The 25,058-nt window shown below is 74.1% G+C and carries 18 protein-coding genes; 10 read left to right on the top strand and 8 right to left on the bottom strand.

Features of this window, described 5'->3' with window-relative positions; translation table 11 throughout:
- Window positions 1-45: 45 nt before the first annotated feature.
- Window positions 46-1,215 (bottom strand): acyl-CoA dehydrogenase family protein, encoded by a 1,170-nt coding sequence (locus ACH4T9_RS02600; RefSeq protein WP_396669443.1) that lies wholly within the window; start codon window positions 1,213-1,215, stop codon window positions 46-48.
- Window positions 1,216-1,460: 245 nt separating this feature from the next.
- On the opposite strand from ACH4T9_RS02600, the gene ACH4T9_RS02595 reads away from it, so the two are divergent.
- Together ACH4T9_RS02595 and ACH4T9_RS02590 are read left to right on the top strand one after the other, a co-directional pair.
- Complete coding sequence (locus ACH4T9_RS02595) at window positions 1,461-2,885, top strand: UDP-glucose dehydrogenase family protein (RefSeq protein WP_396669442.1); 1,425 nt, start codon at window positions 1,461-1,463, stop codon at window positions 2,883-2,885.
- A 162-nt stretch (window positions 2,886-3,047) separates the two neighbouring features.
- Window positions 3,048-7,958: an SCO7613 C-terminal domain-containing membrane protein gene (locus ACH4T9_RS02590; protein ID WP_396669441.1), complete on the top strand. Its 4,911-nt coding sequence runs from the start codon at window positions 3,048-3,050 to the stop codon at window positions 7,956-7,958.
- Window positions 7,959-8,155: 197 nt separating this feature from the next.
- Here ACH4T9_RS02590 and purE read toward each other — a convergent pair whose 3' ends face one another.
- The 3 genes from purE to ACH4T9_RS02575 form a co-directional block, all read right to left on the bottom strand.
- Window positions 8,156-8,647, bottom strand: a complete 492-nt coding sequence (purE, locus tag ACH4T9_RS02585) for a 5-(carboxyamino)imidazole ribonucleotide mutase (protein ID WP_396669440.1) — start codon at window positions 8,645-8,647, stop codon at window positions 8,156-8,158.
- 40 nt (window positions 8,648-8,687) lie between these two features.
- Window positions 8,688-9,848: a 5-(carboxyamino)imidazole ribonucleotide synthase gene (locus ACH4T9_RS02580; RefSeq protein WP_396669439.1), complete on the bottom strand. Its 1,161-nt coding sequence runs from the start codon at window positions 9,846-9,848 to the stop codon at window positions 8,688-8,690.
- A 69-nt stretch (window positions 9,849-9,917) separates the two neighbouring features.
- Window positions 9,918-11,957, bottom strand: coding sequence for a thioredoxin domain-containing protein (locus tag ACH4T9_RS02575; protein WP_396669438.1), 2,040 nt, complete (start codon window positions 11,955-11,957; stop codon window positions 9,918-9,920).
- A gap of 183 nt (window positions 11,958-12,140) precedes the next feature.
- Here ACH4T9_RS02575 and ACH4T9_RS02570 point away from each other — a divergent pair, with 183 nt between their 5' ends.
- From ACH4T9_RS02570 to ACH4T9_RS02545, 6 genes are all read left to right on the top strand, one after another.
- On the top strand, window positions 12,141-13,820 hold the full coding sequence (locus tag ACH4T9_RS02570; protein WP_396669437.1) for a hypothetical protein: 1,680 nt from the start codon (window positions 12,141-12,143) through the stop codon (window positions 13,818-13,820).
- Complete coding sequence (locus tag ACH4T9_RS02565) at window positions 13,817-14,734, top strand: hypothetical protein (protein WP_396669436.1); 918 nt, start codon at window positions 13,817-13,819, stop codon at window positions 14,732-14,734. The genes ACH4T9_RS02570 and ACH4T9_RS02565 overlap by 4 nt, the downstream gene beginning before the upstream one ends.
- The gene (locus ACH4T9_RS02560; RefSeq protein WP_396669435.1) at window positions 14,731-15,549 is read left to right on the top strand and encodes a hypothetical protein; all 819 of its coding nucleotides are present in this window, start codon (window positions 14,731-14,733) and stop codon (window positions 15,547-15,549) included. Before ACH4T9_RS02565 ends, ACH4T9_RS02560 begins: the two co-directional genes overlap by 4 nt.
- A 62-nt stretch (window positions 15,550-15,611) precedes the next feature.
- Complete coding sequence (locus ACH4T9_RS02555) at window positions 15,612-16,316, top strand: NUDIX hydrolase (RefSeq protein ID WP_396669434.1); 705 nt, start codon at window positions 15,612-15,614, stop codon at window positions 16,314-16,316.
- Between the two features lie 88 nt (window positions 16,317-16,404).
- The gene (locus ACH4T9_RS02550; protein WP_396669433.1) at window positions 16,405-17,436 is read left to right on the top strand and encodes a phosphatidylinositol-specific phospholipase C domain-containing protein; all 1,032 of its coding nucleotides are present in this window, start codon (window positions 16,405-16,407) and stop codon (window positions 17,434-17,436) included.
- Window positions 17,437-17,542: 106 nt separating this feature from the next.
- Window positions 17,543-18,103, top strand: a complete 561-nt coding sequence (locus ACH4T9_RS02545) for a GNAT family N-acetyltransferase (RefSeq protein ID WP_396669432.1) — start codon at window positions 17,543-17,545, stop codon at window positions 18,101-18,103.
- A 333-nt stretch (window positions 18,104-18,436) separates the two neighbouring features.
- Here the strand turns inward: ACH4T9_RS02545 and ACH4T9_RS02540 are convergent, their stop codons facing one another.
- The 3 genes from ACH4T9_RS02540 to mca all read right to left on the bottom strand — a co-directional run bounded on the left by ACH4T9_RS02540 (window position 18,437) and on the right by mca (window position 22,367).
- On the bottom strand, window positions 18,437-20,926 hold the full coding sequence (locus ACH4T9_RS02540) for a putative bifunctional diguanylate cyclase/phosphodiesterase (protein ID WP_396669886.1): 2,490 nt from the start codon (window positions 20,924-20,926) through the stop codon (window positions 18,437-18,439).
- Between the two features lie 229 nt (window positions 20,927-21,155).
- On the bottom strand, window positions 21,156-21,437 hold the full coding sequence (locus tag ACH4T9_RS02535) for a hypothetical protein (protein WP_396669431.1): 282 nt from the start codon (window positions 21,435-21,437) through the stop codon (window positions 21,156-21,158).
- Between the two features lie 48 nt (window positions 21,438-21,485).
- Complete coding sequence (mca, locus tag ACH4T9_RS02530; RefSeq protein ID WP_396669430.1) at window positions 21,486-22,367, bottom strand: mycothiol conjugate amidase Mca; 882 nt, start codon at window positions 22,365-22,367, stop codon at window positions 21,486-21,488.
- 194 nt (window positions 22,368-22,561) lie between these two features.
- Between mca and ACH4T9_RS02525 the strand changes: the two genes are divergently transcribed.
- Both ACH4T9_RS02525 and greA read left to right on the top strand, forming a co-directional pair.
- Complete coding sequence (locus ACH4T9_RS02525; RefSeq protein ID WP_396669429.1) at window positions 22,562-22,996, top strand: DUF4307 domain-containing protein; 435 nt, start codon at window positions 22,562-22,564, stop codon at window positions 22,994-22,996.
- A gap of 140 nt (window positions 22,997-23,136) precedes the next feature.
- The gene (gene greA / locus ACH4T9_RS02520; RefSeq protein WP_396669428.1) at window positions 23,137-23,637 is read left to right on the top strand and encodes a transcription elongation factor GreA; all 501 of its coding nucleotides are present in this window, start codon (window positions 23,137-23,139) and stop codon (window positions 23,635-23,637) included.
- 110 nt (window positions 23,638-23,747) lie between these two features.
- Here the strand turns inward: greA and ilvA are convergent, their stop codons facing one another.
- Entirely contained in the window at window positions 23,748-24,968 is a 1,221-nt protein-coding gene (gene ilvA / locus ACH4T9_RS02515; RefSeq protein WP_396669427.1) for a threonine ammonia-lyase, read from the bottom strand.
- Window positions 24,969-25,058: the final 90 nt, after the last annotated feature.

Raw genomic sequence — 25,058 nt, 5'->3', positions numbered from 1 at the left:
GCGGTAGCCGACCGCGCTACCGCGCCGACACCGGCGGCCCGGCCGCTACGCGAGGCCCTTGAGTAGCTGACGGGCCATCACGATCCGTTGCACCTGGTTCGTGCCCTCGTAGATCTGGGTGATCTTGGCATCCCGCATCATCCGCTCGACCGGGTAGTCCCGGGTGTAGCCGTAGCCGCCGAGCAACTGCACCGCGTCGGTGGTGATCTCCATGGCCGCGTCCGAGGCGAAGCACTTGGCCGCCGCGCCGAAGTAGGTCAGGTCGGCGTCGCCCCGCTCGGACTTACCGGCGGCCGTGTACGTGAGCTGCCGGGCCGCCTCCAGCTTCATGCCCATGTCGGCGAGCATGAACTGGATGCCCTGGAACTCGGCGACCGGCTTGCCGAACTGCTTGCGCTCGAGCACGTACCCCTTGGCGTAGTCGAGCGCTCCCTGGGCGATGCCGACGGCCTGCGCGGCGATGGTGACCCGGGTGTGGTCCAGGGTCCTCATCGCGGTGCCGAAGCCGGTGCCCTCGGCGCCGATCATCCGGTCGGCCGGGATGCGGACGTTGTCGAGGTAGACCTCGCGGGTCGGCGAGCCCTTGATGCCGAGCTTCTTCTCCGGGGCACCGAAGCTGACCCCCGGGTCGGACTTCTCGACGACGAACGCCGAGATGCCCCTCGACCGGGCTGTGGGATCCGTCACGGCGAAAACCGTGTAGTACTCCGAGACGCCCGCGTTGGTGATCCACCGCTTCACGCCGTTGAGCACCCAGTGGTCGCCGTCGCGGACCGCCCGGGTGGTCATCGAGGCCGCGTCGCTGCCGGCCTCCGGCTCGGAGAGGCAGTACGAGAACATCGCGTCGCCGGCGGCGACCGGGGTGAGGTACCTGCGCTTGAGCTCCTCGGAGCCGGCCAGGATCAGCGGCAGGGTGCCCAGCTTGTTCACCGCCGGGATCAGCGAGGACGAGGCACAGGCCCGGGCCACCTCCTCGATCACGATGGCCGTGGCCAGGGCGTCCGCGCCGGCCCCGCCGTACTCGACGGGAATGTGCGGGGCGTGGAAATCGGCCGAGCGGAGCGCGTCGTAGGACGCCTTCGGGAACTCGCCCGTCTCGTCCGCCTCGGCGGCGTGCGGCGCCACCTTCGCGGCACAGACCTCACGCACCGCCTCGCGGATCGCCCCGTGCTCCTCGGGCAACCGGTAGACGTCGAACGACTGCTCTGCGGCCATGTCGGCCCCTCCCCTTCACCGCTATCATGCGCAGTCTGTAGCGTTTCGGAACCGCCGACCGCGCAGACTGAAGGATAGCCACCAGCGCTCGGGTGATCCTTACCGCCGCGTAGGCTCGGGCCTGACGGAGGCGTCGATACGGCACGACGCGCACAAAACAACACAAATCCCTTCGGTGCCCGGCCAGGCGCCGCAGCCGAACGCGACGCGAGAAAGCGCCGCCAGCGCGAGCGGAGAAGACAGGCGTGACGATCCCGTACCCGAACCAACCGATGCCGGCCATCGCCGCGGTGACGCCGCCGTCGGGCGCGGCCCGTCCCCGGGTCACCTTCCTCGGCACCGGGTACCTCGGTGCGACGTACGCCATCTGCTACGCCGAGCTCGGCTACGAGGTGCTCGGCTTCGACGTCGACGCGGAGAAGATCGCCAAGCTGAACGCCGGCGAGGTGCCGATCCACGAGCCCGGCCTCGACGAACTGCTGCGGCGCAACCTGGCCGCCGGCCGGCTGCGGTTCAGCACCGACATCGCCGAGACCGCCGAGTTCGGCGACGTGCACTTCATCTGCGTCGGCACCCCGCAGCGGGCCGACGGGATGGGCGCGGACCTGTCGTACGTCGAGGCGTCGGTGACCAGCCTGGCCCAGCACCTCACCCGCAAGGCGCTGATCGTCGGCAAGTCCACCGTCCCGGTGGGCACCGCCGAGTGGGTGGAGCAGCTCGTCGGCAAGCACACCCCGGCCGACCTCGGGGTCGAGGTGGCGTGGAGCCCGGAGTTCCTCCAGGAGGGCTTCGCCGTCGACGACGTACTACGCCCCAACCGGATCGTGGTGGGCGTCAAGAGCGAGTGGGCCAACGGCATGCTCTACGCCGCCCACAAGGGCGTCTTCGACCTGGCCGCCACGGAGGACCGGGAGGTCCCGCTGGTGGCCACCGACTTCGCCACCGCCGAGTTGGTCAAGGTCGCCGCGAACGCCTTCCTGGCCACCAAGATCTCGTTCATCAACGCGATGGCCGAGGTCTGCGAGGCCTCCGGCGGCGACGTCACCCAACTCGCCCGCGCCATCGGGTACGACCCCCGGATCGGCAACCGGTTCCTCCAGGCCGGCCTCGGCTTCGGCGGGGCCTGCCTGCCCAAGGACATCCGCGCCTTCCAGGCCCGCGCCCAGGAGCTGGGCGCCGGCGAGGCACTGCGCTTCCTGCACGAGGTCGACCTGATCAACCTGCGTCGCCGCACCCGGGTCGTCGGGCTCGCCGCCGAGCTGCTCGGCCGCCGCTCCGGGCCGGCCGGCCCGGACCTGTCCGGCACCCGGGTCGCCGTGCTCGGCGCGACCTTCAAGCCCAACACCGACGACGTACGCGACGCCCCGGCGCTCGCCGTCGCCGGGCTGCTCGGCAAGGCCGGGGCGGACGTGCACGTCTACGACCCGCAGGGCACCGAGAACGCCCGCCGGGTGGCCCCCGAGCTGACGTACGAGACCAGCATGGCCGACGCGGTGACCGGGGCGGACCTGGTCTGCGTGCTCACCGAGTGGGCCGACTTCCGCAACGCCGACCCGGTGGCCCTCGGCGAGCTGGTCGCCGGCCGTCGGGTGGTCGACGGCCGCAACTGCCTCGACTCGACACTGTGGACGCAGGCCGGCTGGGAGTACCGGGGCATGGGCCGCCCCTGATCCACCTCGACACCGGCGACGGCCGGCCGCGGCGCCCCGCCGTGGCCGGCCGTCCGCTGTTCGTCACCGTCGACCCGCCGACAGGTGTCGAAATCCGCGCCGGCTCAGGGCATGCTGCGACAGTGGGAGTCCACAGTGCGGGCCAGCGGGTGGAGGGGTGTCGTGCAGACCTTTCAGTGCTCCTCGTGCGGCCGGGAGATCAAGCCGGCCGCCAAGTGCCCGCACTGCGGCGCGCACCAGCCCCAGTGGGCCGGGCACCTGGCGGACGTCGAGCGCTCGATCGCGGAGATGAAGGCCCGCGAGGCCGCCATCGCCGCCGAGCAGCGGCAGATCGCCGCGAAGATGCAGGCCGCGCTCTTCCAGCGGGACATCCTCGCGCACGCCGGTGAGGAGCGGACCAAGCAGACCGCCCGCCCCCGGCGGGTGCTGCGCCGCCGGCCGGGTCGTCGCCCGCCCACCGCCACCGCCGGCGCGCCGCCCCGGGTGCCCCGGCAGGGCGCCGCACCGCCCCGGCCGGAGGACCCGCCCCCGCCGTCGGCGGCCCGCTGGCTGGACGCCGACAACCCCGAGCATCCGCCGGAGGCGTCCTCGCGGGAGGTGCAGAACATCCCCCTCGGGCTGGGCGCGCTGCTACTCGCCGTGGCCGCGGTGGTCTTCGCCGCGGTGGCCACCAGCTCGATGGACGCCCTGTCCCGGCTGGGCATCCTGCTCGTCGCGACGGTGCTGCTGCTGCTCGCCCCGCCGGTGCTGGCCCGACGCGGGCTCACCTCGACCGCCGAGACGATCGCCGCCGTCGGTCTGCTGCTGGTGCCGCTGGCCGGGTACGCGCTGTGGGCGGTGGACCGGATCGGCGGCGGGGGCGCGTCCGGGGCGGTCTTCGCCGGGGTGATCTTCGCCGTCACCGCCGCCGTCGGGTTCGGCTACGCGCTCTGGACGGGACTACGTGCCCCCCGCTTCGCCGCCGTGCTGGCCGCGCAGCCGGTGCTGCCGCTGCTGGCCTACGAGTGGGTCACCGGGCCGGCCGGCTGGGCGCTGGCGCTGACCGTGGTCGCCGTCGTGGACCTGGTTCTGGCCCGCTCCCCGGTCACCGTCGAGCGGCCGGTGCGCGAGGACCTGCCGACGCCCCCGGCCGCCTCCGCCGCCCCACCGCCCCGCCGCCCCACCGAGGACGGCCGTCCGGAGGGCGCCCCGGAGGAGTCCGGCGAGGTGCTCGACGGCACCGGTGGCGCGCCCGTCGCCGCCACGCCGGCCCGCCCGGTCCCGGCGCTGGGCGCGCTGACCTGGCTGTTGCACGCCGTGGCGGTGGCGGTGGCCCTCGCGTACGCGGTGACCGCGCTGCTGCGCGCCGCAACGGTGCCGGCGGCGGCCGGGGCGGGCGCGGTGCTGCTGCTGGCCGCGCTGGTGGGGCTGGGCGGGGCGCTGGTGCTGCGCCGCCCGCCGCTGCCCGACGTGGCCGCCGGCATCCTCACCCTCGCGGTCATCGGCGCGCTGGGCCGGGTCGCCTCGGTGGCCTTCCCCGGCCGGGCCCTGCTGCTGATCGCCGCCGTCATCACCCTCACCGGGCTGGCCGTGCGGGCCGTACCCGAAGCCGCCCGGCGTGGGCCGCAGCTCGCCTCGGCCGCGGCGCTCACGGTCAGCGGCCTGGTGGTGGCCGGCGGCGCGCTGCGCGCCGGGCTGGCCCCGGCGCGGGCCGCCCTCCCGGCCTGGGCGGCGGACCTCGCCCGCTACCCGGCCGAGCTGGCCGCCTCGGTCGGGCCGGCGGCCTGGCAGCTCGCCGCCAGCGCCTTCCTGCTCACCGTCGCCGCGGTGCTGGCCCTGCCGCCGGAGATCCGCCGCGAGTTCGCGGTGGTCGGGGCGGCACTGACGGCGCTCGCCGTGCCGGCGTCGTTCGGTCTGGGCTGGGTGGCCGCGCCATGGCCGATGGTGCTGGTCGCGATCGGCATCGGCGCGGCCGGGCTCACCGCCAGCACGACGCGGGCCGCCACGGTGCACGCGGTCGCGGCGGCCGTGGTGGGCCTGCTCGGCGCGGGCGCCGGGCTGGCCCGGCCGGCGCTGACCGCCGCCGTGCTGCTCGCCCTCTTCCTGGCCGGCGCGCTGGTCGCGGTGGCGCCCCGGATTCGGATCACCCCCGCCACGGCAGGCGTCGTCTCCGCCTGGGCCGCCGGCGGCGCGGCGTTCGCCCTGCCGGGGGCGGTCGCCGCGTTCGTCGCCGCGACCATGCCGACCGACCCGACGCCGACCCCGGCGAGCCTGCGCGAGGCCACCGTGCCGGTGCTGGCGGCGAGCTTCCTGGCGGTCTGCGTCACCCTCGGGTACGCCGCCATGGTGCAGGTGTCCGAGCGGCACATCCCGGTGCCGCTGGCCATGGGCACCGGCCTCGGGGCGCTGGCGGTGACCGCCGCCGCGTTCGGCGCGCCCGGGGCCACCGTCGCGGACGCCTGGGTGGGCGGGCTGCTGTTCGTGGCCGGGGTGCTGGTCTTTCTGGCCCCGTCGATCGACGCGGGCCGCCGCTCCGACCTGGCCATGGACGGCTCCGACCTGGCCGCCGCCGCGGTCACCGCGGCGCTGATCGCCACCCTGGTACGGATCGGGGCGGTGCTCACCCCCGGCGGGCAGCTCGTGGTCGCCGCCGCGCTGGTGGCGGTGGTCGCCGTCGCGGCCCGGGCGATGCCCGAGCAGTGGCGGCGCGGGCCGATCCTCGGGCTCGCCGTCGGCGGCACCCTGATCGGGCTGCTCGCCGGCTGGAGCGCGCTGCGCGGCGGGTGGGGAGTGCTGGCCACCCCGGGCCCGATCTGGGCCGGCGACCTGTCCGGCTGGCCGGCCGCGCCGGTCGGCGGGTCCACCTGGCAGGCGCCCGTCGCGCTGGCGCTGCTCGGCGTCGCGGCCGGGGTGCTGCTGCCGGCCCCCTGGAAGTACGACGTCTCGGGCGTCGCCGCCGTCCTGGCCACCATCGGGGCGTCGGCCGCCTTCGACCTGCCCTGGTGGTCGCCGGTGCTGGTCGGCCTGGCCGTCGCAACGGCCTTCGGCACGGCCGCGGCGGCCTCGATCGACCCGCGCGCCGGGCTGTCCCGGGCCACCGTGGCCGGGGCCGTCGCCCTGCACGCGGCCGGCGCCGGTCTGGTCCGGCCGTGGACGACCGCGCTGGCGCTGGGCGGCATCGCGCTGATCGGCATCGTCGTGGCCACCCTGGCTCGGGTGTTCGCCGCCCCGCTGGTCGAGGACGTCGACACCGAGGGGATGCCGCCGCACCTGGTGCAGGTCGGTGGGGCCGCCGCCGGGGCCGCGCTGCTCGCGTTGCCCGGCGCGGTGGCCGCCCTGGCCGCTGAGTTCGGCCGGTCGCCCGAGGTGGTGCTGACCGCCGCGCTGGCCGCGTCCAGCCTGGGTCTGGCCGCGATCGCCGCGGTCCGCCGGCAGGTGCCGCAGTATCTCCCATACGCCAGTGCGGCCGTGGTGGGCGGCGCGACGGTCAGCGCGGTCGCCGCGATCGTGACCGGCCTGCCCGCCGGCGTGTACGCGGCGGCGGGCGCGCTGCTCGGGGTGCTCGCCGAGCTGGTCCGCGCCGCCACCGTCCCGCCGGCCGGCTCGGCCCAGCCGGTCCGGCGCTGGTCGGTGCTGCTCGACGGCGCCCTGCGCCGGGCGCCCGACGACGATCCGGCGGTGGCGCGCTGGCGGGTCAGCCCGGCTGCCGGGGCGCTGGCCGCCGCCGCGCTGCCGACCGCGCTGGCAGTGGCCTCACTCGCCCCCACGCTGGTGGTGGCGCTGGTCGAGCCGTACCGGTCGCTGGGCCGGGTGTGGCAGGGGCCGCCGCCGGAGCTGATCATCCCGCCCGCCAACGCGGTCGACCCGGCGCACGTCCTGACCGCGCTGCTGCTCACCGTGACCGCGGCGCTGGCCGCCGTCGGGTTCAGCGGTGGGCGACGGTCCCGGGCCGTGCCGGTGGTGCTGCCCGGCGCGGCGATGACCCTGCTGATCACCCCGATCGCCCTGGGGCACGGCTGGCCGGTGAGCACGCTTGCGGCGCTGTCGGTGTTCACCATCTCGATGCTGGGGCTGGCGCTCACCCCGCCTCCGCCGCTGGCGGAGCGGGCCCGGTCGCTGCGCACCGCCCGGGTGCTGGTCTTCGTCATCGGGCTGGCCGGCGGCGGGGCGGGGCTGCTCGGCAGCCTGGCCACCCGGGAGCTGACCCTGTTCACCCTGGGCGGGGCGATGGGCGTCGGCGCCGTCGCCGCCCTGTACGGCACCACCCAGCGGGCCCGCATCCTGGGCTGGTTGTTCGCCTCGCTGATGGCGCAGTTGTTCGTCCTCGTCGCCGGCCTGGTGGCCGGGCTGGCTGCGGTCTGGTCCGCGTTCGGGGTGCTGGCGGTCGGGGCGGCCCTACAGGTGTTCGCCGCGACCCTGCCCCGGCTGCGCCGCCCCGAGGCACAGCGCGAGGCGGCCACGGTGGAGTGGAGCGGGTACGCCGCCGCGCTGATCGCCCTGGCGCTGGCCTTCGACTCGCCCCGGCACATCGCCGCGCTGCTTGCCGCCTGGGGCGCCGTGCTCGGGGTGGCCGCCGCCCGGCCGGGCCGTCGGCCGGTGGAGCGGCAGATCCTGTTCTGGGCGGTGGTGTTCTGCGAGATCGTCGCCTGGTGGATCCTGATGCGGGTCGCCGACGTGGCGCTGCCGGAGGCGTACACGCTGCCGTTCGCGGCGCTGGCCCTGCTGGTGGGGGTGTTGGAGCTGCGGCACCGGCCGGACCTGTCCAGCTGGGTGGCGTACGGGCCGGCGCTGGTCGCCGCGTTCGTGCCGACTTTGGCGATCGTGCTGGCCACCGACTCCAGCATGCTGCGCCAGGTGCTGCTGCTGCTCGGCGCGGTGGCGGTGCTGATCTTCGGCACCACCAGCCAGCAGCAGGCCCCGGTGATCGTCGGGGCGGCCGTCACCGCCATCGCGGCGATACACGCGCTGTTCAGCCTCGGCCCGTGGCTGGTGCTGATCCCGGCCGGGCTGGTCCTGCTGGTCCTCGGCGCGAGCAACGAGCGCCGACGCCGCGCCCAGGAACGCCTCCAGACGGCGCTGCGCGGCATGCGGTAAAACGGAGGGGCCCTGGGGTGTGGCTGCCGTGTCGCGCCGAGTGGGCCGGCCACGAACGTGAGCGCCGGCGGCCGGCAGGGGTCAGCCCGTGGCTGGTGGGGGCGGCCCGGGCTGGTGGGGGCGGCCCGGGCTGGTGGGGGCGGCCCGGGCTGGTGGGGGCGGCCCGGGCTGGTGGGGGCGGCCCGTGGCCGGTGGGGTCAGCCGAGGGAGGCGTGCAGGGCGGCCTCCTTTTCGGCGACCAACTCCTCCAGGCTCTCCTGGTAGGCGACCATGCGCGCCCGCAGTTCCTCGTCGGTGGCGGCCAGGATGCGGACGGCGAGCAGCCCGGCGTTGCGGGCGTTGCCGATCGACACGGCGGCCACCGGCACGCCGGCCGGCATCTGGACGATGGACAGCAGCGAGTCCATCCCGTCGAGGTACCTCAGCGGCACCGGCACGCCGATCACCGGCAGCGGGGTGACCGAGGCGACCATGCCGGGCAGGTGGGCGGCCCCACCGGCCCCCGCGATGATCACCTTGAGCCCCCGGTCGGCGGCGGTGCGGCCGTACTCGATCATCTTGCCGGGGGTGCGGTGGGCGGAGACCACGCCGACCTCGTAGCCGACCCCGAACTCGGCCAGGGTCTCGGCGGCGGCCTTCATGGTCGGCCAGTCCGAGTCGCTGCCCATGATCAACCCGACGGTGCTCATGCTGGTCTGCCTCTCGTCGACGACTGCGGGGGTCGCAGGCTCACTGGTGGCCCTCGCGGAGCCAGCGGGCGGCCCGGGCGGCCCGCGCCCGCACGTCGTCCAGGTCGGCACCGAGTACCGTGACGTGGCCGATCTTGCGGCCGGGGCGCACCTGCTTGCCGTACAGGTGGACCTTCGCGCCCGGCTCGGCGGCGAAGAGGTGGTGCAGCCGCTCGTCGACCGACATCCCGCCCGGCTCGCCGCCGAGCACGTTCGCCATCGCCACCGCCGGGGCGGTCAGCCCGGTGTCCCCCATCGGGTAGTCCAGCACGGCCCGCAGGTGCTGCTCGAACTGCGAGGTCCGGGCCCCCTCGATCGTCCAGTGGCCCGAGTTGTGCGGGCGCATGGCCAGCTCGTTGACCACCAGCCCGGCCGGCGTCTCGAACAGCTCCACGGCGAGCAGGCCGACCACGCCGAGCGCGGTGGCCAGGTCGATGGCGAGCTGCTGGGCGGCGACGGCCCGCTCCTCGTCCAGGCCCGGCGCCGGGGCCAGCACCTCGACGCAGATCCCGTCGACCTGCACCGTCTCCACCACCGGGTACGCGGCGACCTGCCCGAACGGCGAGCGGGCCACCTGCACGGCCAGCTCCCGGCGCAGCGCCACCCGCTCCTCGACGATCAGGCTGGTCCCCCCGGCGAGCAGGGTGGCGGCCAGCTCGGCGGCCTGCGCCGCGTCGTCGACCAGCCAGACGCCCCGGCCGTCGTACCCGCCCCGGGCGGCCTTCAGCACCACCGGCCAGCCCTGGGCCTCGCCGAAGGCGACCAGGTCGGCGGGCTCGGCGACCGGTCGCCACACCGGGTTCGGTGCGCCCAGCGCGGCGAGCCGCTCCCGCATGATCCGCTTGTCCTGCGCGTGCAGCAGCGCGTCGGCCGGCGGGAAGAGGCTCACACCCTCGGCCGCGAGGGCGCGGATGTGCTCCGTCGGCACGTGCTCGTGGTCGAAGGTGACCACGTCGCAGCCCTCGGCGAAGGCGCGCAGGGCGGCGAGGTCGGTGTGGTCGCCGTATTGGACGTCGGCGGCGACCAGGGCCGCGCCGTCGTCCGGGGCCTGCGCGAGCACGCGCAGCGACTGACCGAGGGCGATCGAGGCCTGGTGGGTCATGCGGGCCAGCTGGCCGCCCCCCACCATGCCGACAACAGGCAGACCGGTTCGGGTATCCATCTCGCCCGCCAGCCTAGCGGCGCGCCCCGACCGCCCCGGGCCGAGGTCCGGGGCGGTCGCGGGCGTCCCTCACAACTGGGCGCGGAGGTCCTCGACGGTGGTGACCGGGCGCTGGCAGACGAAACCCCGACAGACGTACGCGGCGGGTCGGCCGTCGACCAGCGGCCGGTCTGCCAGCAGCGGCACCCCGGGCTGGTCCGGGCGGCCCGCGACGACCACCGCGCCGGGCGGGGCATGCCGGTACGCGGCGGCGACGAGGGGATCGCCGGCCGGGTCGTCGGTCACCACGGCGATCTCGTACGGGCCGGAGAGCAGCGCCTCCCCGACGGTGGCCGCGTACCCGGTGAACCGGGCGTGCCGGGCGACGATCGGGGCGACCGTGGCGAGGGCGGCCTCGGCGGCCTCCCGGTACCGGTTCTCCCCGGTCAGCGCCGCGTACGCCACCAGGGCGGCGACGATCGCCGACCGGCCGGACGGGGTGGCGTTGTCGGTCGGGTCGGCCGGCCGGGTGACGAGCTGCTCGGCGTCGTCGGCGGTGTCGTAGAACCCGCCGCCCGGGGCGACGAACCGGGCCAGCGCGGTGTCCAGGAGCCCGCCGGCCAGTTCCAGCCAACGCCCCTCGCCGGTGACCTGGTGCATCGCGCAGAACGCCTCGGCCACGCAGCCGTAGTCCTCCAGCACCCCGGCCGGCGCGCCGACCACCCCGTCCCGGGAGACCCGGCGCAGCCGGCCGTCGACCAGGTGCACGGTGGCCAGGTGCTCGGCGGCGTCCCGCATCGCGCCGTCGGCAACGATGGTGACGCCCTCCAGCAGGTTGGCGGCGGCCTCGTCCCCGCCGGCCGCCCCCTGCGCCTCGACGAGGCGGACGAACTCGGCGATCGCGGTGATCGCCAGGCCGTTCCAGGCGGCCACCACCTTGTCGTCGCGGGCGGGCTGGGGGCGGTTGTCCCGGGCGGCCAGCAGCCGCCGGACGACGTCCTGCCACCGGCCGCGCACCGCCGGGTCGGCGTCGTCGACGTCCCGGGCCAGCCGCAGCACGCTCATCCCGCCCTCGAAGGTGCCGGACTCGGTGACCCCGAAGAGGTCGGCGGCCCAGCGGCCGTCCTCGGTGCCGAGCACCTCGACGAGCTGGGCCGGGGTCCAGGCGTAGGTGAGCCCCTCGACGCCCTCGGTGTCGGCGTCGAGCGCGGAGGCGAAGCCCTCGCCGGGGCGGTGCAGCTCGTCGGCGAGGAACCGGGCGACGTCCCGGGCCACCCGGGCGGCCAGCGGGTCGCCGGTGAGCCGCCAGAGCTGGGTGTAGACCCGCAGCAGCAGGGCGTTGTCGTAGAGCATCTTCTCGAAGTGCGGCACGGTCCAGTGCCCGTCGACCGAGTACCGGGCGAAGCCGCCGGCGAGCTGATCGTTGATGCCGCCCCGGGCCATCGCCTCGGCGGTGTGCCGGGCGATCTCCAGGCTCTCGGCGGAGCCGGTGCGCTGGTGGTGGCGCAGCAGGAAGAGCAGATTCATGTGCGGCGGGAACTTCGGTGCGCCGCCGAAACCGCCGTTGCTCCGGTCGTACTCCCTCGCGAGCTGGGCGGCGGCGTCGTCGAGCAGTTCGGCGGTGAGCGGGGCGGTCGGCCCGCCGACGGCCTGCGCCCCGCCGATCGCCTCGACCACGGCGGAGCCCTGCCGGAGCACGGCCTCGCGCTGCTCCCGCCAGGCGGTGCCGACGGACTCCAGCAGCCGGACGAAGTTCGGCTTCGGGAAGTACGTGCCGCAGAAGAACGGGGTGCCGTCCGGGGTGGCGAAGACCGTCATCGGCCAGCCGCCCTGCCCGGTCATCGCCTGGGTCGCGGTCATGTAGACGGCGTCCACGTCCGGCCGCTCCTCGCGGTCCACCTTGATCGCCACGAAGCCGTCGTTGAGCAGCTTCCCGACGCCGGCGTCCTCGAACGACTCGTGGGCCATCACGTGGCACCAGTGGCAGGCCGCGTAGCCGACCGAGATCAGCACCGGCACGTCGCGCCGCTTCGCCTCGGCGAACGCCTCGTCGCACCACGGCCACCAGTCCACCGGGTTGTCGGCGTGCTGGAGGAGGTACGGGCTGGTGGCACTGGCGAGTCGGTTCACGGGACGACCATATCCAGCGCGCGGTGCGGCGGCACCCCGGTCCTCCGAGGACGGCCGACGCGACTAATCGTCTTGTTGACACGAACTGGCTCCCCGCCTACCGTCGACTTATCGTCAAACTAACGTAAACAGGATCACCACCCCGGCCCGCCACGGGCCACGGCTGTCCACGGACGGGATCCCATGACCACTCACGCACCCACCGGCCCGGCCGCGGGCCCGCCGGCCCCGCCCCGAATCCCACCGCCGCCGGCCGCGTCCAACACCACCCGACACCTCTGTGCCGGGGCGTACCTCGACGAGGATTTCCAGCGCGCCTGCCTCGCCGAGGTCTACGGCCAGCGCGCGCACCTGATCGCCCCGTCGTACGGCTTCGACCTGGTCACCGTGCTCGGGCAGTGCCTACAGGCCCGCCAGATCACCATCTTCCGGGACGCGATGACCCTCGTGTTGCTGGTGCCGCTCGCCTGCGTGGCCCCGGTGGGGACGGGCCTCGCCATCATCGGGTTGCTCCTGACCTACCTGGTCACCTCCACCCAGCAGATCATCGAAAACACCGCGCGGGAGCTGCGCCAGGGCCGGTCGGCAAGCCCCGGGCTCATCTTCAGCCGGGCGATGGCCGTCCTGTTCCGCCTCCTCGGGGCGGTGATCGTGCTCAACCTGCTCGGCAGGTTCATGGCCGAACTCGACGACTCGAGCCGCGCCGGCAGCTATTCCGGGGGCTATCCCGAGAGCCCTCTCGTCGGGCACTTCCCGGGGTTCGTCATGGCGCTGCTCGTCATGTTCGGGCCACCGGTCGTGGCGAGCCTCGCGCGGCAGAGCCGGCTCAACCAGTTCGCCCCCGGCCGGACGCCGTCCGCACCGGCCCGTTCCAAACGGTTCGACGAGATCCGGTGGCTGGAGAGCGGCAACACCATCGCCTTCTCCGGCTCCTGGCCGTTCATCGGCTCCGGCAGCGTGCTGACGAACTGGGGTTTCGCCCAACGGCTGGTCCGGGCCGGCAACCCGCTGACCGGCCTGGCCCCCGAGACGGAACGGGAGTTCCCCACCGCGCCCTTCAGTGCCGTCGAACTGGTCGCCCACCTGCGGGGCGAACTCAGCACGCTGGCGACGGCGCAGGAGGCCGAGCAACAGCTCGCCGGGCTGACCGTCGCCGACCGGATCCTCCTGTCCGGGACCGAGGTCTCGCACCTCGCTCCGTACACCGACCCCGCTCACCTGCTGGCGATCATCCGCCAACCCACCGCGTCGGCCCGGCACTACCTCGTCTGCCAGGTGGTCTCCTGGGACGGCGAGCTGGTCACCACGGTCTACGTACACGTGGCGGTCCAGGGCAGGTCCCTCTACATGGGGTTCACCTCGACCGCGTTGCCGCCCTGCGACGAGCGGTTCCGAGTGATCAACCAGGTCGGTGAGACCGGCGCGGCGGCGTACCTGCGGGCCGGCGTCCGGGGACTGCTCGACGCACCGACAACCATCGTCCGCGCCCCCCTCAACCTCGCCCGGAACTGGGGTGGCTCCCTGAAGGACTCCTCCTGGTTCAAGTTCAACGGGTCGTTCCGGCGGGGGTACGACTACGGGGCGCGGGTCAGCGTCCGGGAACTCGCGATGGCCGCCGACACCCGCCACCACCTCCAGACCCAAGAGATCGACAAGTACCAGCGGATCATCGAGCGCCGGCTGCTCGCTGCCGCACTCGACTTCCTGGAGAGCCGTGGAGTGGACACCAGCGAGCACCGCCAGCGGGCCACGGTCCTGCTCAACGCGGCGGCGATCGTCTCCGGCGGGCACCTCGTCGTGCACGGCGATGTGAACAGCTCCCAGACGAACACCGCCGATCCGTGGAGGGGCGCGGGACGATGAGCGCGTACCAGGCCCACAACACGGGTCTACAGGTCAGCGGCGGCACCGTCTCGGTCGGTGGTGACGTCCACGCCGTACAGCACAACCACCCGGCCGCCGCGCGGGCGGCCCTCGCGGCGCGCGGCGGTCAGGCCGACCGGCCCGCCGACGTCGGGATCCTCACCGTGCTGCGGGAGGAGATGGCGGCGGTGGTCGACGTGCTGAGGAGGGCGCACGACCACCGGGTCGAGCAGATGTACGGGGGTGCCACGGTGCACCGGGCCACCTTCCCCGCCGAGGGTGGCCCGGTCCGGGTGGTCGCCGCCCAGGCCCTCGAACCCGGCACGCATTCCGCAGCACTCGCCTACCAGCAGCTCCGCCGACGCTTCGCGCCGCCGCTCGTCCTGCTGGTCGGCATCGCCGGTGGGGTCCGCGCGGACGTGGCGGTCGGCGACGTGGTCCTCGCCGACGAGGTGATCTGGTACGACAGCCGTCGGGAGACCGGGGACGGCCCCCGCCGCCGGGGGCGGATCCAGGCGACCGCGCCGGTGCTGCGGCACCGGGTGAGCGACTTCCTGGTCCGGCACGGCACGGTCGTCCGCCCCGAGTCGGGCGGGGAGTTCCGCGTCCACCGGGGACCGATCGGCTCGGGCAACGCGGTGGTGACCGACGCCGGCTCGGGCGTCCGGGCCTGGCTGGCCGAGGTGCACGAGAAGACCCTGGCCGTGGAGACCGAGGCGGGCGGGGTGGCCCAGGCGTACTACGAGGAGATCGCCGGCGACCGGGCGCTGCGCGGCTGGATGACCGTCCGGGGCATCTCGGACCACGCCGACCGGCACAAGGGGCACGCCGACCACGAGCTGGCGGCCCGGCACGCCGCACTGGTCACGGCACGGCTCCTGCCGTACCTGCGCCTGGTCGGGGACGAGCGGTGACCGGCGCACCGCGACGGACCGGGACGGCCCCGGACGCGCCCAGGAGGGCGGCCCTGCTGGGCAGGCTGACCGGCCGGGAACTGGAGGCGTACCTCGTCTCCGGTGCGGCGCTGGTCGTCGGCGCGCTCGGCCTGCTCGACGTGACCAGCCCGGAAGTGGTCGCCGCCGCCACCCTGGCCGTTCTCGGCGTGATCACCTTCGACCTGCTGACCGGGCGTCGGCGGCTGCGGAGCGTCGAGTCCACCCTGCGCACGCTGGCCGGCAACCTGCGCACGGACGGCGTCGAGTCGGTGGACCGGCTGATCACCACCGCCGTGCCGGGCGCGGCGGTGGGGCTGGCCGGCGCACGGGACATCCGGCTGGTCGGGGTGACCCTGAACCGGACGGTCCGCAGCCACCTGGACGAGCTCCGGCAGCAGTTGGCCGCGGGCGCGACGGTGCGGATCGCGCTCATCGATCCGGCCGGCCCGGCGCCCGACGAGGCGGCCCGCCGCAACGGTCTGGACGCCGAGGGCGGTCGCGAGGTCTTCGAGCACCGCATCCAGCCCACCATCGACCTGTTGGACTACCTGGCGGCGCAGACTGCCGGCGGCGGGCGACTGGAGGTCCGGCTGCTGCGCTTCGTCCCCGCCTTCGGCATGATGCTGGTCGACCCCGGGCAGCCGACCGGGCGGATCTCGGTCGACATCTACTCGCACCGACCGGACGGACGCGAGGCGACGGTCACGCTCCGCCCCGACCGCGATCCGGTGTGGTATCGGCACTTCGCCCGGGAGTTCGACCGGATCTGGGCCGGCGGCCAGGCCCGGGAATGACCCGCTCCTCACCTGGTCGACGCCTACCCGTCGCCCGCCGGCACGGCCGATACCCTTCCGGTGTGTCCGACCGGCCGACCGACTTCCGCATCGCCATCGACCTGGCCATCCTCACGATCCGTGACGGTCGGCTGGCGGTCCTGCTCATCGAACGCGGCAAGCCACCGTTCGAGGGTCGGGCCGCACTGCCCGGCGGCTTCGTCCGGGACGGCGAGGACCTGGACGGCACGGCGGTGCGGGAACTCTCCGAGGAGACCGGGCTCGACGGCCGGGCGCTGCACCTGGAGCAGGTCCGCACGTACGCCGCGCCGGGGCGGGATCCGCGCGGCGCGGTCGCCTCGGTCGCGTACCTGGCCATCGCCCCGGATCTGCCGGTGCCGGTGGCCGGCACCGACGCGGCCCGGGCCCGGTGGGAGCCAGTCGACCACGAGCGGCTGGGCGACGGCTGGCTCGCCTTCGACCACGACACCATCCTGCGGGACGCGCTCGAACGGGCCCGGGCCAAGCTGGAGTACTCGCCCCTGGCCACGGCGTTCTGCGGCGAGACGTTCACCATCGGCGAGTTGCGCGCGGTCTACGAGGCCGTCTGGCAGGTGGACCTCGACCCGCGCAACTTCCACCGCAAGGTCACCGGGGTGAGCGGGTTCGTGGTGCCCACCGGGGAGCGACGCAACCCGCCCACCGGCCGTCCGGCGGCGCTGTACCGGCGCGGCGACGCGACCATGCTCCACCCGGCGATGCTGCGCCCCGGCACCGGTCGGCAGTAGACCCCTGCGGGCCTACCGCCATTGACGTTCTTGTATTTATATGAGTGCATGCCCGGCGACCGTCGCCGGCCCCTCCGAGGAGGCACGCATGCGCGGATCCCGTCCCCTGTCAGCGTTCGCGTCGGTCGCGCTGGTCGCGGCCGTGCTCACCGCCGGCCCGGCGGAGGCGGCCGTCGACCCGGGCGCCCGGGTCTCGGCGACCACCACCGTGGGCACCCACAACGTGTACGAGCAGGGCACGTACGCGTACCTGGCCCAGACGCTCGACGCCCGGCCGGGGATGATCGAGCTGGACGTGTGGCCCGACATCATCACGAGGCAGTGGCGGGTCAGCCACTCCAACCCGCTCGGCAACGCCAACAACTGCGTCGCCGCGACCAGCGCCGCCCAGCTCTACACCGGCACCCGCAACAGGAACCTCGAACACTGCCTCGACGACATCCGGCTCTGGCTGGCCGCCCACCCCGACGCCGGCCCGCTGCACCTCAAGCTGGAGCTGAAGACCGGCTTCAGCGGCCGCACCGGGCAGGGGCCGGCGCAGCTCGACGCACTGCTCGCCGCCCGGCTCGGCGCGGCGGTGTTCCGGCCCGCCGACCTGAGGGGCGGGTACGCCACCCTGGACGCCGCCGCCCGCGCCGACAACTGGCCGACCCGGCAGCAACTCGCCGGCCGGGTGATCGTGCACCTGATCCCCGGCACCGTCGAGGAGGGCAACCCCACCGACACCCTCTGGACCGACGTCGAGTACGCCCGCCACCTCGCCGCGCTCGCCGCCGCCGGAACGCTGGGCTCGGCGCAGGCGTTCCCGGCCGTGCACCGGGCCCAGGCCGGCGACCCCCGCACCCGGTACGCCGACGCAAGCCTGCGCCCCTGGTTCGTGGTCTTCGACGGCGACGCCTCCGCGTACGTCACCGGCGGCATCGACACCGCCTGGTACGACGCCAACCACTACCTGCTGGTGATGACCGACGCGCAGAACGTGCCCCCGGCGGTGGGCAACGCCGACCCGGACGCGGCGGCGGCCCGGGTGGCGGAGCTGGCCCGTAGGCACGCGAGCGTCGCCTCGGCGGACTGGGCAGCTCTGCCGGGCGTGGTCGACGACGTGCTGCCGCGCGGCTGACGCGGGCCCCGCACAGAGCGGTTCCAGGCGACCGCGCGTGCTGCATCCCCACCATGGCCTCGTCGCGGCCAGTTCAGCTCGACGGCTGGCCGTAACATGAACCTTCATGGTCCGTTCCGCACCGATAGAGTTTCCGGCTCGCCGGCTCACAGACGGCACTGTCACCTTGCGGCTTCGGCAGGTTTCTGACCTTGACGCGATCGCCGCAGCAAGCCACGACTCCGAAACCCGTCGGTGGCTGGACGACGAGCCGATGGGCGGGGAGGCGCGACGTACAAGCTTGGCCCGAGCCGATGAAGCATGGCGAAGCGGCAGGGGTGCCCCGTTGGTAATCGCGGACGCTGTGACCGACGAGCCCGTTGGGATCATCAACCTTCAGTTCCAGAGCGATGACGTCGCCACTGTCGCGTACAGCGTGTTCCCTGAGAACCGTGGACAGGGCGTCGCCCCGAGGGCCGTACGGCTGCTGGCGCGCTGGGCGTTGTCCGACCTTCGGGTCAAGCGGCTGGGCCTTGAGGCAGACGACGAAAATAGCGCATCGATCAGGGTGGCGGAGAAGTGTCACTTCCGGTACGTCGGTACCCGCATCGAGACGCTGGAGGACGGCGAGCAGAAAACCAAGATCATCTTCGCCCTTGAGGACTCAATTCCACCGTTGAATGACTAGTGCCTCGTCCTTGGGCGTTGGTGCAGGGCTGCATGACGAGGCACCACGTAGCTGCAGGTCGAAGGCCACTTCCCCGCTTCGGGAGTCCCGTTCGCCCGCCGGCCGGGAAGTACCGGCCCAGGGCTCCGTCCGAGGCGCGACACCGCGAGGCGGCAGTGCCTCGCCCTGTCCGATGACAGGGCACCGTCCGGGGCGCACGTCCACCTCGGCCCGGGGACCCTCCCGCTGAGCCTTGGCTCGGCCCCGTTGATGCTGGCCCGCGACCCGCAGGGCTAAGTCCAGCGGCTCACCCCGAGGAGATCAGCGACTCGGACCCCACATCGCCCGAACGGGTCAGGAGGCGCCGTCGGCGCGCAGCGGGAATACGTTGCCCTGGGCGGTGTTCAGCAGCGTCCCGAGCACCGCGCCGATCTTGTCGGCCGGCATCGGCTTGAAGAAGTGGTATCCCTGCGCGGCCGTGCAGCCCAGCTCGGCCAGCGCCAGCCGCTGCTCAGCGGTCTCCACTCCCTCGGCGACCACCCGCAGGCCCAGCTCGTGGGCGAGCCCGACGGTCGCCCGGACGATCGCCGCCGCCTCCGGCGAGTCCGCCATCCGGATCACGAACGACCGGTCGACCTTCAGCTCGTCCACGGCGATCCGGGTCACGAACGCCAGCGACGAGAACCCGGTGCCGAAGTCGTCCACCGCGAGCTGCACGCCCATCGACCGGAGCGTGGCGAGCACCTCGTCGATGATCTCCAGCTCGCTCATCACCACGGTCTCGGTGATCTCCAGCACCAGCCGGCGCGGCGGGACCTGGTGTCGGCGCAGCGCCTCGCCGATCTCGGCCGGCAGCCGGGGGTCCAGCAGGCTGCGGGCCGACAGGTTCACCGAGATCGGCACGTCCAGGCCCGCACGGGCCCAGTCGGCGGCCACCCCGAGCGCCTTGTCCAGCACGTACCGGGTGAAGGTGCCGAGCTGCTCGCTGTTCTCCACCGGGCGGATGAAGTCGGTCGGGCCGAGCCACCCCCGGCGGGGGTGCCGCCAGCGGATCAGCGCCTCCACCCCGGTCGGCGCGCCGGTGGCCAGGTCCACCGCCGGCTGGAGGGCCAGCACGAGCTGGTCGTCGGTGGCCAGCGCCTCCCGCAGCTCCGCGAGCAGCGCGAGCTGGTCGGTGCTCGCGGCGTCCCGGGAACTGTCGTACGCGGCGACGCTGCCGCCGCCCTCCTTGGCCTGGTACATCGCGATGTCGGCCCGGCGCAGCAGCTCGGTCATGTCGGCGGTGCCCGCGTCGGCGACCACCACCCCGACGGAGACCTCGACGGACATCCGCACCCCGGCCACCTCGGTGGGGGCGGCCAGCCGCTCGGCGATCTCCCGGGCCTGGCGCAGCGCGTACGCCATCGGTGCGGTCCGGCCGCCGAGCACCGGGACGTTGGTCAGCAGCATGGCGAACTCGTCGCCGCCGAGCCGGCCCAGCAGGTCGCCCGAGCGGGTCAGCGCGCCGAGCCGGTTGGCGCTCAGCCGCAGCAGTTGGTCACCGGCGGCGTGCCCGAGAGTGTCGTTGACCTCTTTGAACTGGTCGATGTCGAGCAGCAGCAACGCCACCGGGTGGTCGTGGGCGCGCTGCCGCAGCGCCTGGTCGCCCTTGCCGAGCATGGCGGCCCGGTTGAGCAGCCCGGTGAGCGGGTCGTGCACCGCCTCGTACGACGATCGGGCGGTGACCAGCCGCAGCTCCCGGTGGGTCGCGGCGTCGTGCAGGGCGGCGGCGAGGGCGTCGGAGAACGCGGCGACGGCGTCCTGCTCGCGGGCGCTGGGCGGCGCGGTACGGGGGAAGCGGACCCGCAGCTCGCCGACCCGGGTGGCGCCGACGGTCAGCGGCCGGACCAGCTCGTGCGCGTCGGGGCCGGATCGGGCGGGCGGGCCGATCTCCCGGTCGACCACCTGGCCGCCGGTTTCGCCCCGGTAGCGCCGCCACCGGCCGTCACCGCGGGCCACGTCCACGTCGACCAGCTCGGCACCGAAGAGGGTCAGCGCGCCGGTCACGGCAGCGGTGGCGACGCCCCGCTCGTCGAGCTGGTTGAGCGCGGCGGTGGCCTCGGCGAAGGCCCGCCAGCTGCGCCGCTCCTGGTCGGCGCCGAGCCGGTGCCGGTAGGTCTGCTGGAGCAGCCAGAGCACGGGCGGGAGCAGCAGCAGCCACCGGGCGTCGATCTCCAACAGCGCCACCACGCCCAGGCCGACGGCCACGTTCCCGACGAACATCAGCAGCTTGCCGCGCAGCGCGGCGAGCAACGGCGGGCCCAGCGGCACGCCGTGCCGCAGCGCCACGGTGACCCCGCCCAGCCAGGCGCTGACGAGCAGGTACGCCATCGAGCCGGCCACCAGGGCCGGCGCCAGCTCCGGCGTGGGGGCCGCCAGCAGGGGCGTGCCGAGGGCGGTCGAGACGGTGACGGCGAGGGCGGTCGCGGCGGTCAGCGAGGTCGCGATGCGGACGGTCTCCAGCGGCGGCCGGCGGTCGGCGGCCAGGGACAGCCCCGTCCAGGCCGCTCCCGCGCCGAGCAGCGTGGCGGCCGGGAGCCAGCCCGCGGGCACCAGGTAGAGGCAGACGATGAGCGCGGCCTCGCCCCAGGTGATGCTGACCATCCCGGAACCGGCGCGGAACCGCAGGCGGGCGAGCTGGGCCACGGCGAACGCCGCGACGCCGATGCCGAACCGGGCGGGCCCCGGGAGCGGGTCGTCGGCCGGCAGGCCCGTCGGAAGGGTGAGGCCGACCACCGCTGCCGCCAGGGCGGTCAGGGCAACGGCGGCCGTCAGCAGCAGGACCCGGCCCGGGGTGCCACGCAGGCCGAGCCGGTCGAGTTGACCGCCGGCCCTGCCGGAGGTCACCGATCTCTCCCGTCCGCAGGTCGTCGCACGGCACGGCGGGCAGCCGTCGCTGACCCGGTCATCGGTGCCCCCTCCCGCGCGCGGCTCGGGGACTTTTGGTCCCCCGGCGGAAGGCTAAGCCAAAGCCGGTGGCCGCAACAGGGGGCGACAGCCGGGTTCGGCGTGAATCACGCGCGGATCATACGTTTCAGCCCTGCTGGGGCCGCTTGGGAGCGTTCGGGCGTGACTCCTGCCCCACAGTCCCGTCTGTCGGATCGACGACTCCCGCTTCGACCCGGCCCGCGTCGACACCGTCCGGCCCCGGGAACCGGTCGGGCAGCCGGCGCAACCGGGCGTTCATGTTGCGGATCAGCAGCACGGTGGCGGCGGCCAGCACCAGGATGAGGAAGAGGCCCATCGGACCGGCGAGGCCACCCGTGCGGGTGTCACCGAAGTTGTTCTCCGCGAGCACCTGGGCAGCGGTCAGCATGGCGTTCCTCCGTTGGGCGGCTGGTGACCAGGGTAACCCGCCGCCGGATCAGCGGGCATGGGCCGTCTCGCGCACCCCGGCGAAGAGGTCGGACTCGGGCAGCGGGCTGTCGACCATCGAGCGGGCGAGCTCGAAGTCCTCCGTCGGCCAGGCGCGCTGCTGGAGCTCCATCGGCACCTGGAACCAGAAGCCGTCCGGGTCGATCTGGGTGGCGTGGGCGCGCAACGCGTCGTCGCGGACCGTGAAGTACTCCGCGCACTCGACCCGGGTGGTGATCCGAGGGCCCTTGTCGGGGCGGTCATCCCACCGCTTGAGCCACTCCTCGTACGGCGAGGGGATCCCTGCGGCGAGGATGCCCTCGTGCAGCGCCAGGATCTTGCCCTTGGAGAACCCCACGTCGTAGTAGAGCTTGAGCGGCTGCCAGGGCTCACCGAGCTCCGGGTGACGCGCCGGGTCGCCGGCGGCCTCGAAGGCGGCGACGGTCACCTTGTGGGTCATGACGTGGTCGGGGTGCGGGTAGCCACCCTCCTCGTCGTACGTGGTGACCACGTGCGGCCGGAACTGGCGCATCAGCCGCACCAGCGGGCCGGCGGCCACCTCGACGTCCTGGAGGGCGAAACACCCCTCGGGCAGCGGCGGCAGCGGGTCGCCCTCGGGCAGCCCCGAGTCGACGAAGCCGAGCCACGCCTGCTCGACGCCGAGAACCGCGCGGGCCGCGTCCATCTCGGCGCGGCGGATCTCGCCGATGTTGGCCCAGACGTCCGGCCGGTCCATTTTCGGATTGAGCACGCTGCCGCGCTCGCCGCCGGTGCACGTCACGACCAGGACGTCCACCCCCTCGGCCACGTACTTCGCCATGGTCGCGGCACCCTTGCTCGACTCGTCGTCGGGGTGCGCATGGACGGCCATGAGACGCAGCTGCTCTGCCACTTGCGGCGCTCCTCGTTCGTGCCCACCGGCGCTGACCTGTCGACGACGCGGGCCGACCTGTCATCCTTGACTCATCATCGCTTGACTCATCATGGTGACTCAGCGCTCGTCCGCTGAGTCAGCGCCGGGCTGGGAAGATGGACTCTGCCATTCTTGCCGATGCCGCCGACAACAACGCCAGGAGATGCCCGCCGGTGACCGAGACGCACGCCACAATCGCCTCCGGCGCGCCGGTGTTCCCACCGGGCCGCTACGGCCGCCGCCGCGAGCCCGCCCGCCGCCGCCCGACGCTGGTCGCCCTGCTCGCCGTCGCCCTGGCGGCGGTGCTCGGCGTGGCCACGTTCAGCATGTACGGCAAGTACGGCGACCCCGACTACGACGCCCAGGTGATCACCTACACCGACATCACCGACTCCCAGGTGGTGGTCGACTTCCGGGTGACCGTCCCGGCGGGTGGCTCGGCGACCTGCGCGCTGCGGGCCCGCTCGCACGACGGCGTCGAACTGGCCCGCGAGGAAGTGAGGGTGACCGCCCCCGCAGGCGAGTCGCAGGTGACCACCCGGCACCGGCTGACCACCAGCGCCCGGCCCTTCATCGGCGAGGTGGTGCGCTGCCGACCGGCCGACTGAACTGCCGGAACGCCTCGCGCCACGCATACTGCGGGTCCCGTCGTCGGCACCCGCGGTGATCGTCGGCATCCCGACGGGCGGCGCACTGGTAACTTGGTAGCTCACCTGTCAGCCAGTCCGCACAACCGAGGAGACCGCCTGTGTCCAACACTGACAACGAGGCGCCCGCCACCTGGCTGTCCCAGGACGCGCACGACCGCCTCCAGGGCGAGCTCGACGAGTTGATCGCCAACCGGACGGTCATCGCCGCCGAGATCAACGCCCGGCGCGAGGAGGGCGACCTGCGGGAGAACGGCGGCTACCACGCCGCCCGCGAGGAGCAGGGCAAGGCGGAGGGACGGATCCTCTACCTGAAGGAACTGCTGCGCACCGCCAAGGTGGGCGAGGCGCCGACCGCCGACTCGGTGTCCCCCGGCATGGTCGTCACGATCTACTTCGACGACGACACCGACGACACCGAGACGTTCCTGCTCGGATCGCGGGAGATCGCGGCGACGACCGAGCTGACCGTCTACAGCCCGGAGTCGGCGCTGGGCAAGTCGATCCTCCGCACGCGGCCCGGGCAGACCGTCACCTACACCGCCCCCAGCGGCGCGGACATCAAGGTGACCATCGTCAAGTTCGAGCCGTTCGCGGGCTGAGCCACCCCGACGATGACCCCGGGGCCGGCAGCCGGCCCCGGGGCCACGGTTCAGGACTCGCGGTCACGGATCAGGACTCGGGGTCACGGATCAGGACTCGGGGCCACGGATCAGGACTCGGCGGCGAAGACCACCTGGTAGCCGCTGGCCCGCAGGGCGCTGATCAGCGTGTCGGAGTGCTCGACGCCCCGGGTCTCCACCGACAGCGCCACCTCCACCTCGCCGATCCCCAGGTGCGGGTTGGCCCGCTGGTGCTCCACGTCGACGACGTTCGCCCGGTGCTCGGCGATCTCGCTGAGCAGCGAGGCGAGCTGCCCCGGCCGGTCCGAGCAGCGGACGGTGACGCGCAGGTACCGGCCGGCCGCCGCCAGTCCGTGCTCGATCACCCGCAGCAGCAGCAGCGGGTCGATGTTGCCGCCGGAGAGCACCGCCACCACCGGCGTCTCGACCTGCACCACGCCGGCCAGCAGGGCGGCCACGCCCACCGCGCCGGCCGGTTCCACCACCTGCTTGCCCCGCTCCAGCAGCATCAGCAGCGCCCGGGAGATGTCCTCCTCGGAGACGGTGACGATCTCGTCGACGAGCTCACGGACGTGGCTGAAGGTGATCTCCCCCGGGCGGCCCACCGCGATGCCGTCGGCGATCGTGCTGAACGCGGGCAGGCGGACCGGCTCGCCGGCGACCAGCGAGGGCGGGTACGCCGCCGCCCCGGTCGCCTGCACACCGATCAGCCGCACGTCCGGCCGCAGCGCCTTGGCAGCGACCGCCATCCCGGAGATCAGGCCGCCCCCGCCGACCCCGGCGATGATCGTCTTCACGTCCGGGCACTGTTCGAGGATCTCCAGCGCCACGGTGCCCTGCCCGGCGATCACGTCCCGGTGGTCGAACGGGTGGATGAGGACCGCCCCGGTCCGCTCGGCGAAGGTCTGAGCCGCGACCAGCGACTCGTCGACCGTGTGGCCGGCCAACTCGACCTGGGCGCCGTACCCCTTGGTGGCCGCGACCTTCGGCAGCGGCGCGTTCACCGGCATGAAGACGGTGGCGTGCGTGCCGACCAGCCCGGCGGCCAGCGCCACCCCCTGCGCGTGGTTGCCGGCGCTGGCGGCCACCACGCCCCGGTCGCGCTCCGCCGCGGACAGCCGGGAGATCCGCACGTACGCCCCCCGCACCTTGTACGACCCGGCGCGCTGCACGTTCTCACACTTGAGCCAGACCGGCCCGCCGAGCGCCGCGCTCAGCGGGCGGGAGGGCTCCAGCGGGGTGGTGCGGGTGATGCCCGCGAGCAACTCCCGCGCGGCACGCACGTCGGCGAGACCGACCAGTTCCGTCATGCCCCGATCGTGCCACCCGCCGCCCCGGCGCCCAGCGGCGACACCGCACTCCCCACGCCCGCTACCTGCGGCGACGACCCTGTAACGGAC

The sequence above is a fragment of the Micromonospora sp. NPDC020750 genome, from assembly GCF_044334565.1.
Taxonomy (GTDB): domain Bacteria; phylum Actinomycetota; class Actinomycetes; order Mycobacteriales; family Micromonosporaceae; genus Micromonospora.
Note: the sequence above shows the minus strand (reverse complement) of the source record. Positions and strands in the feature narration are given on the sequence as shown.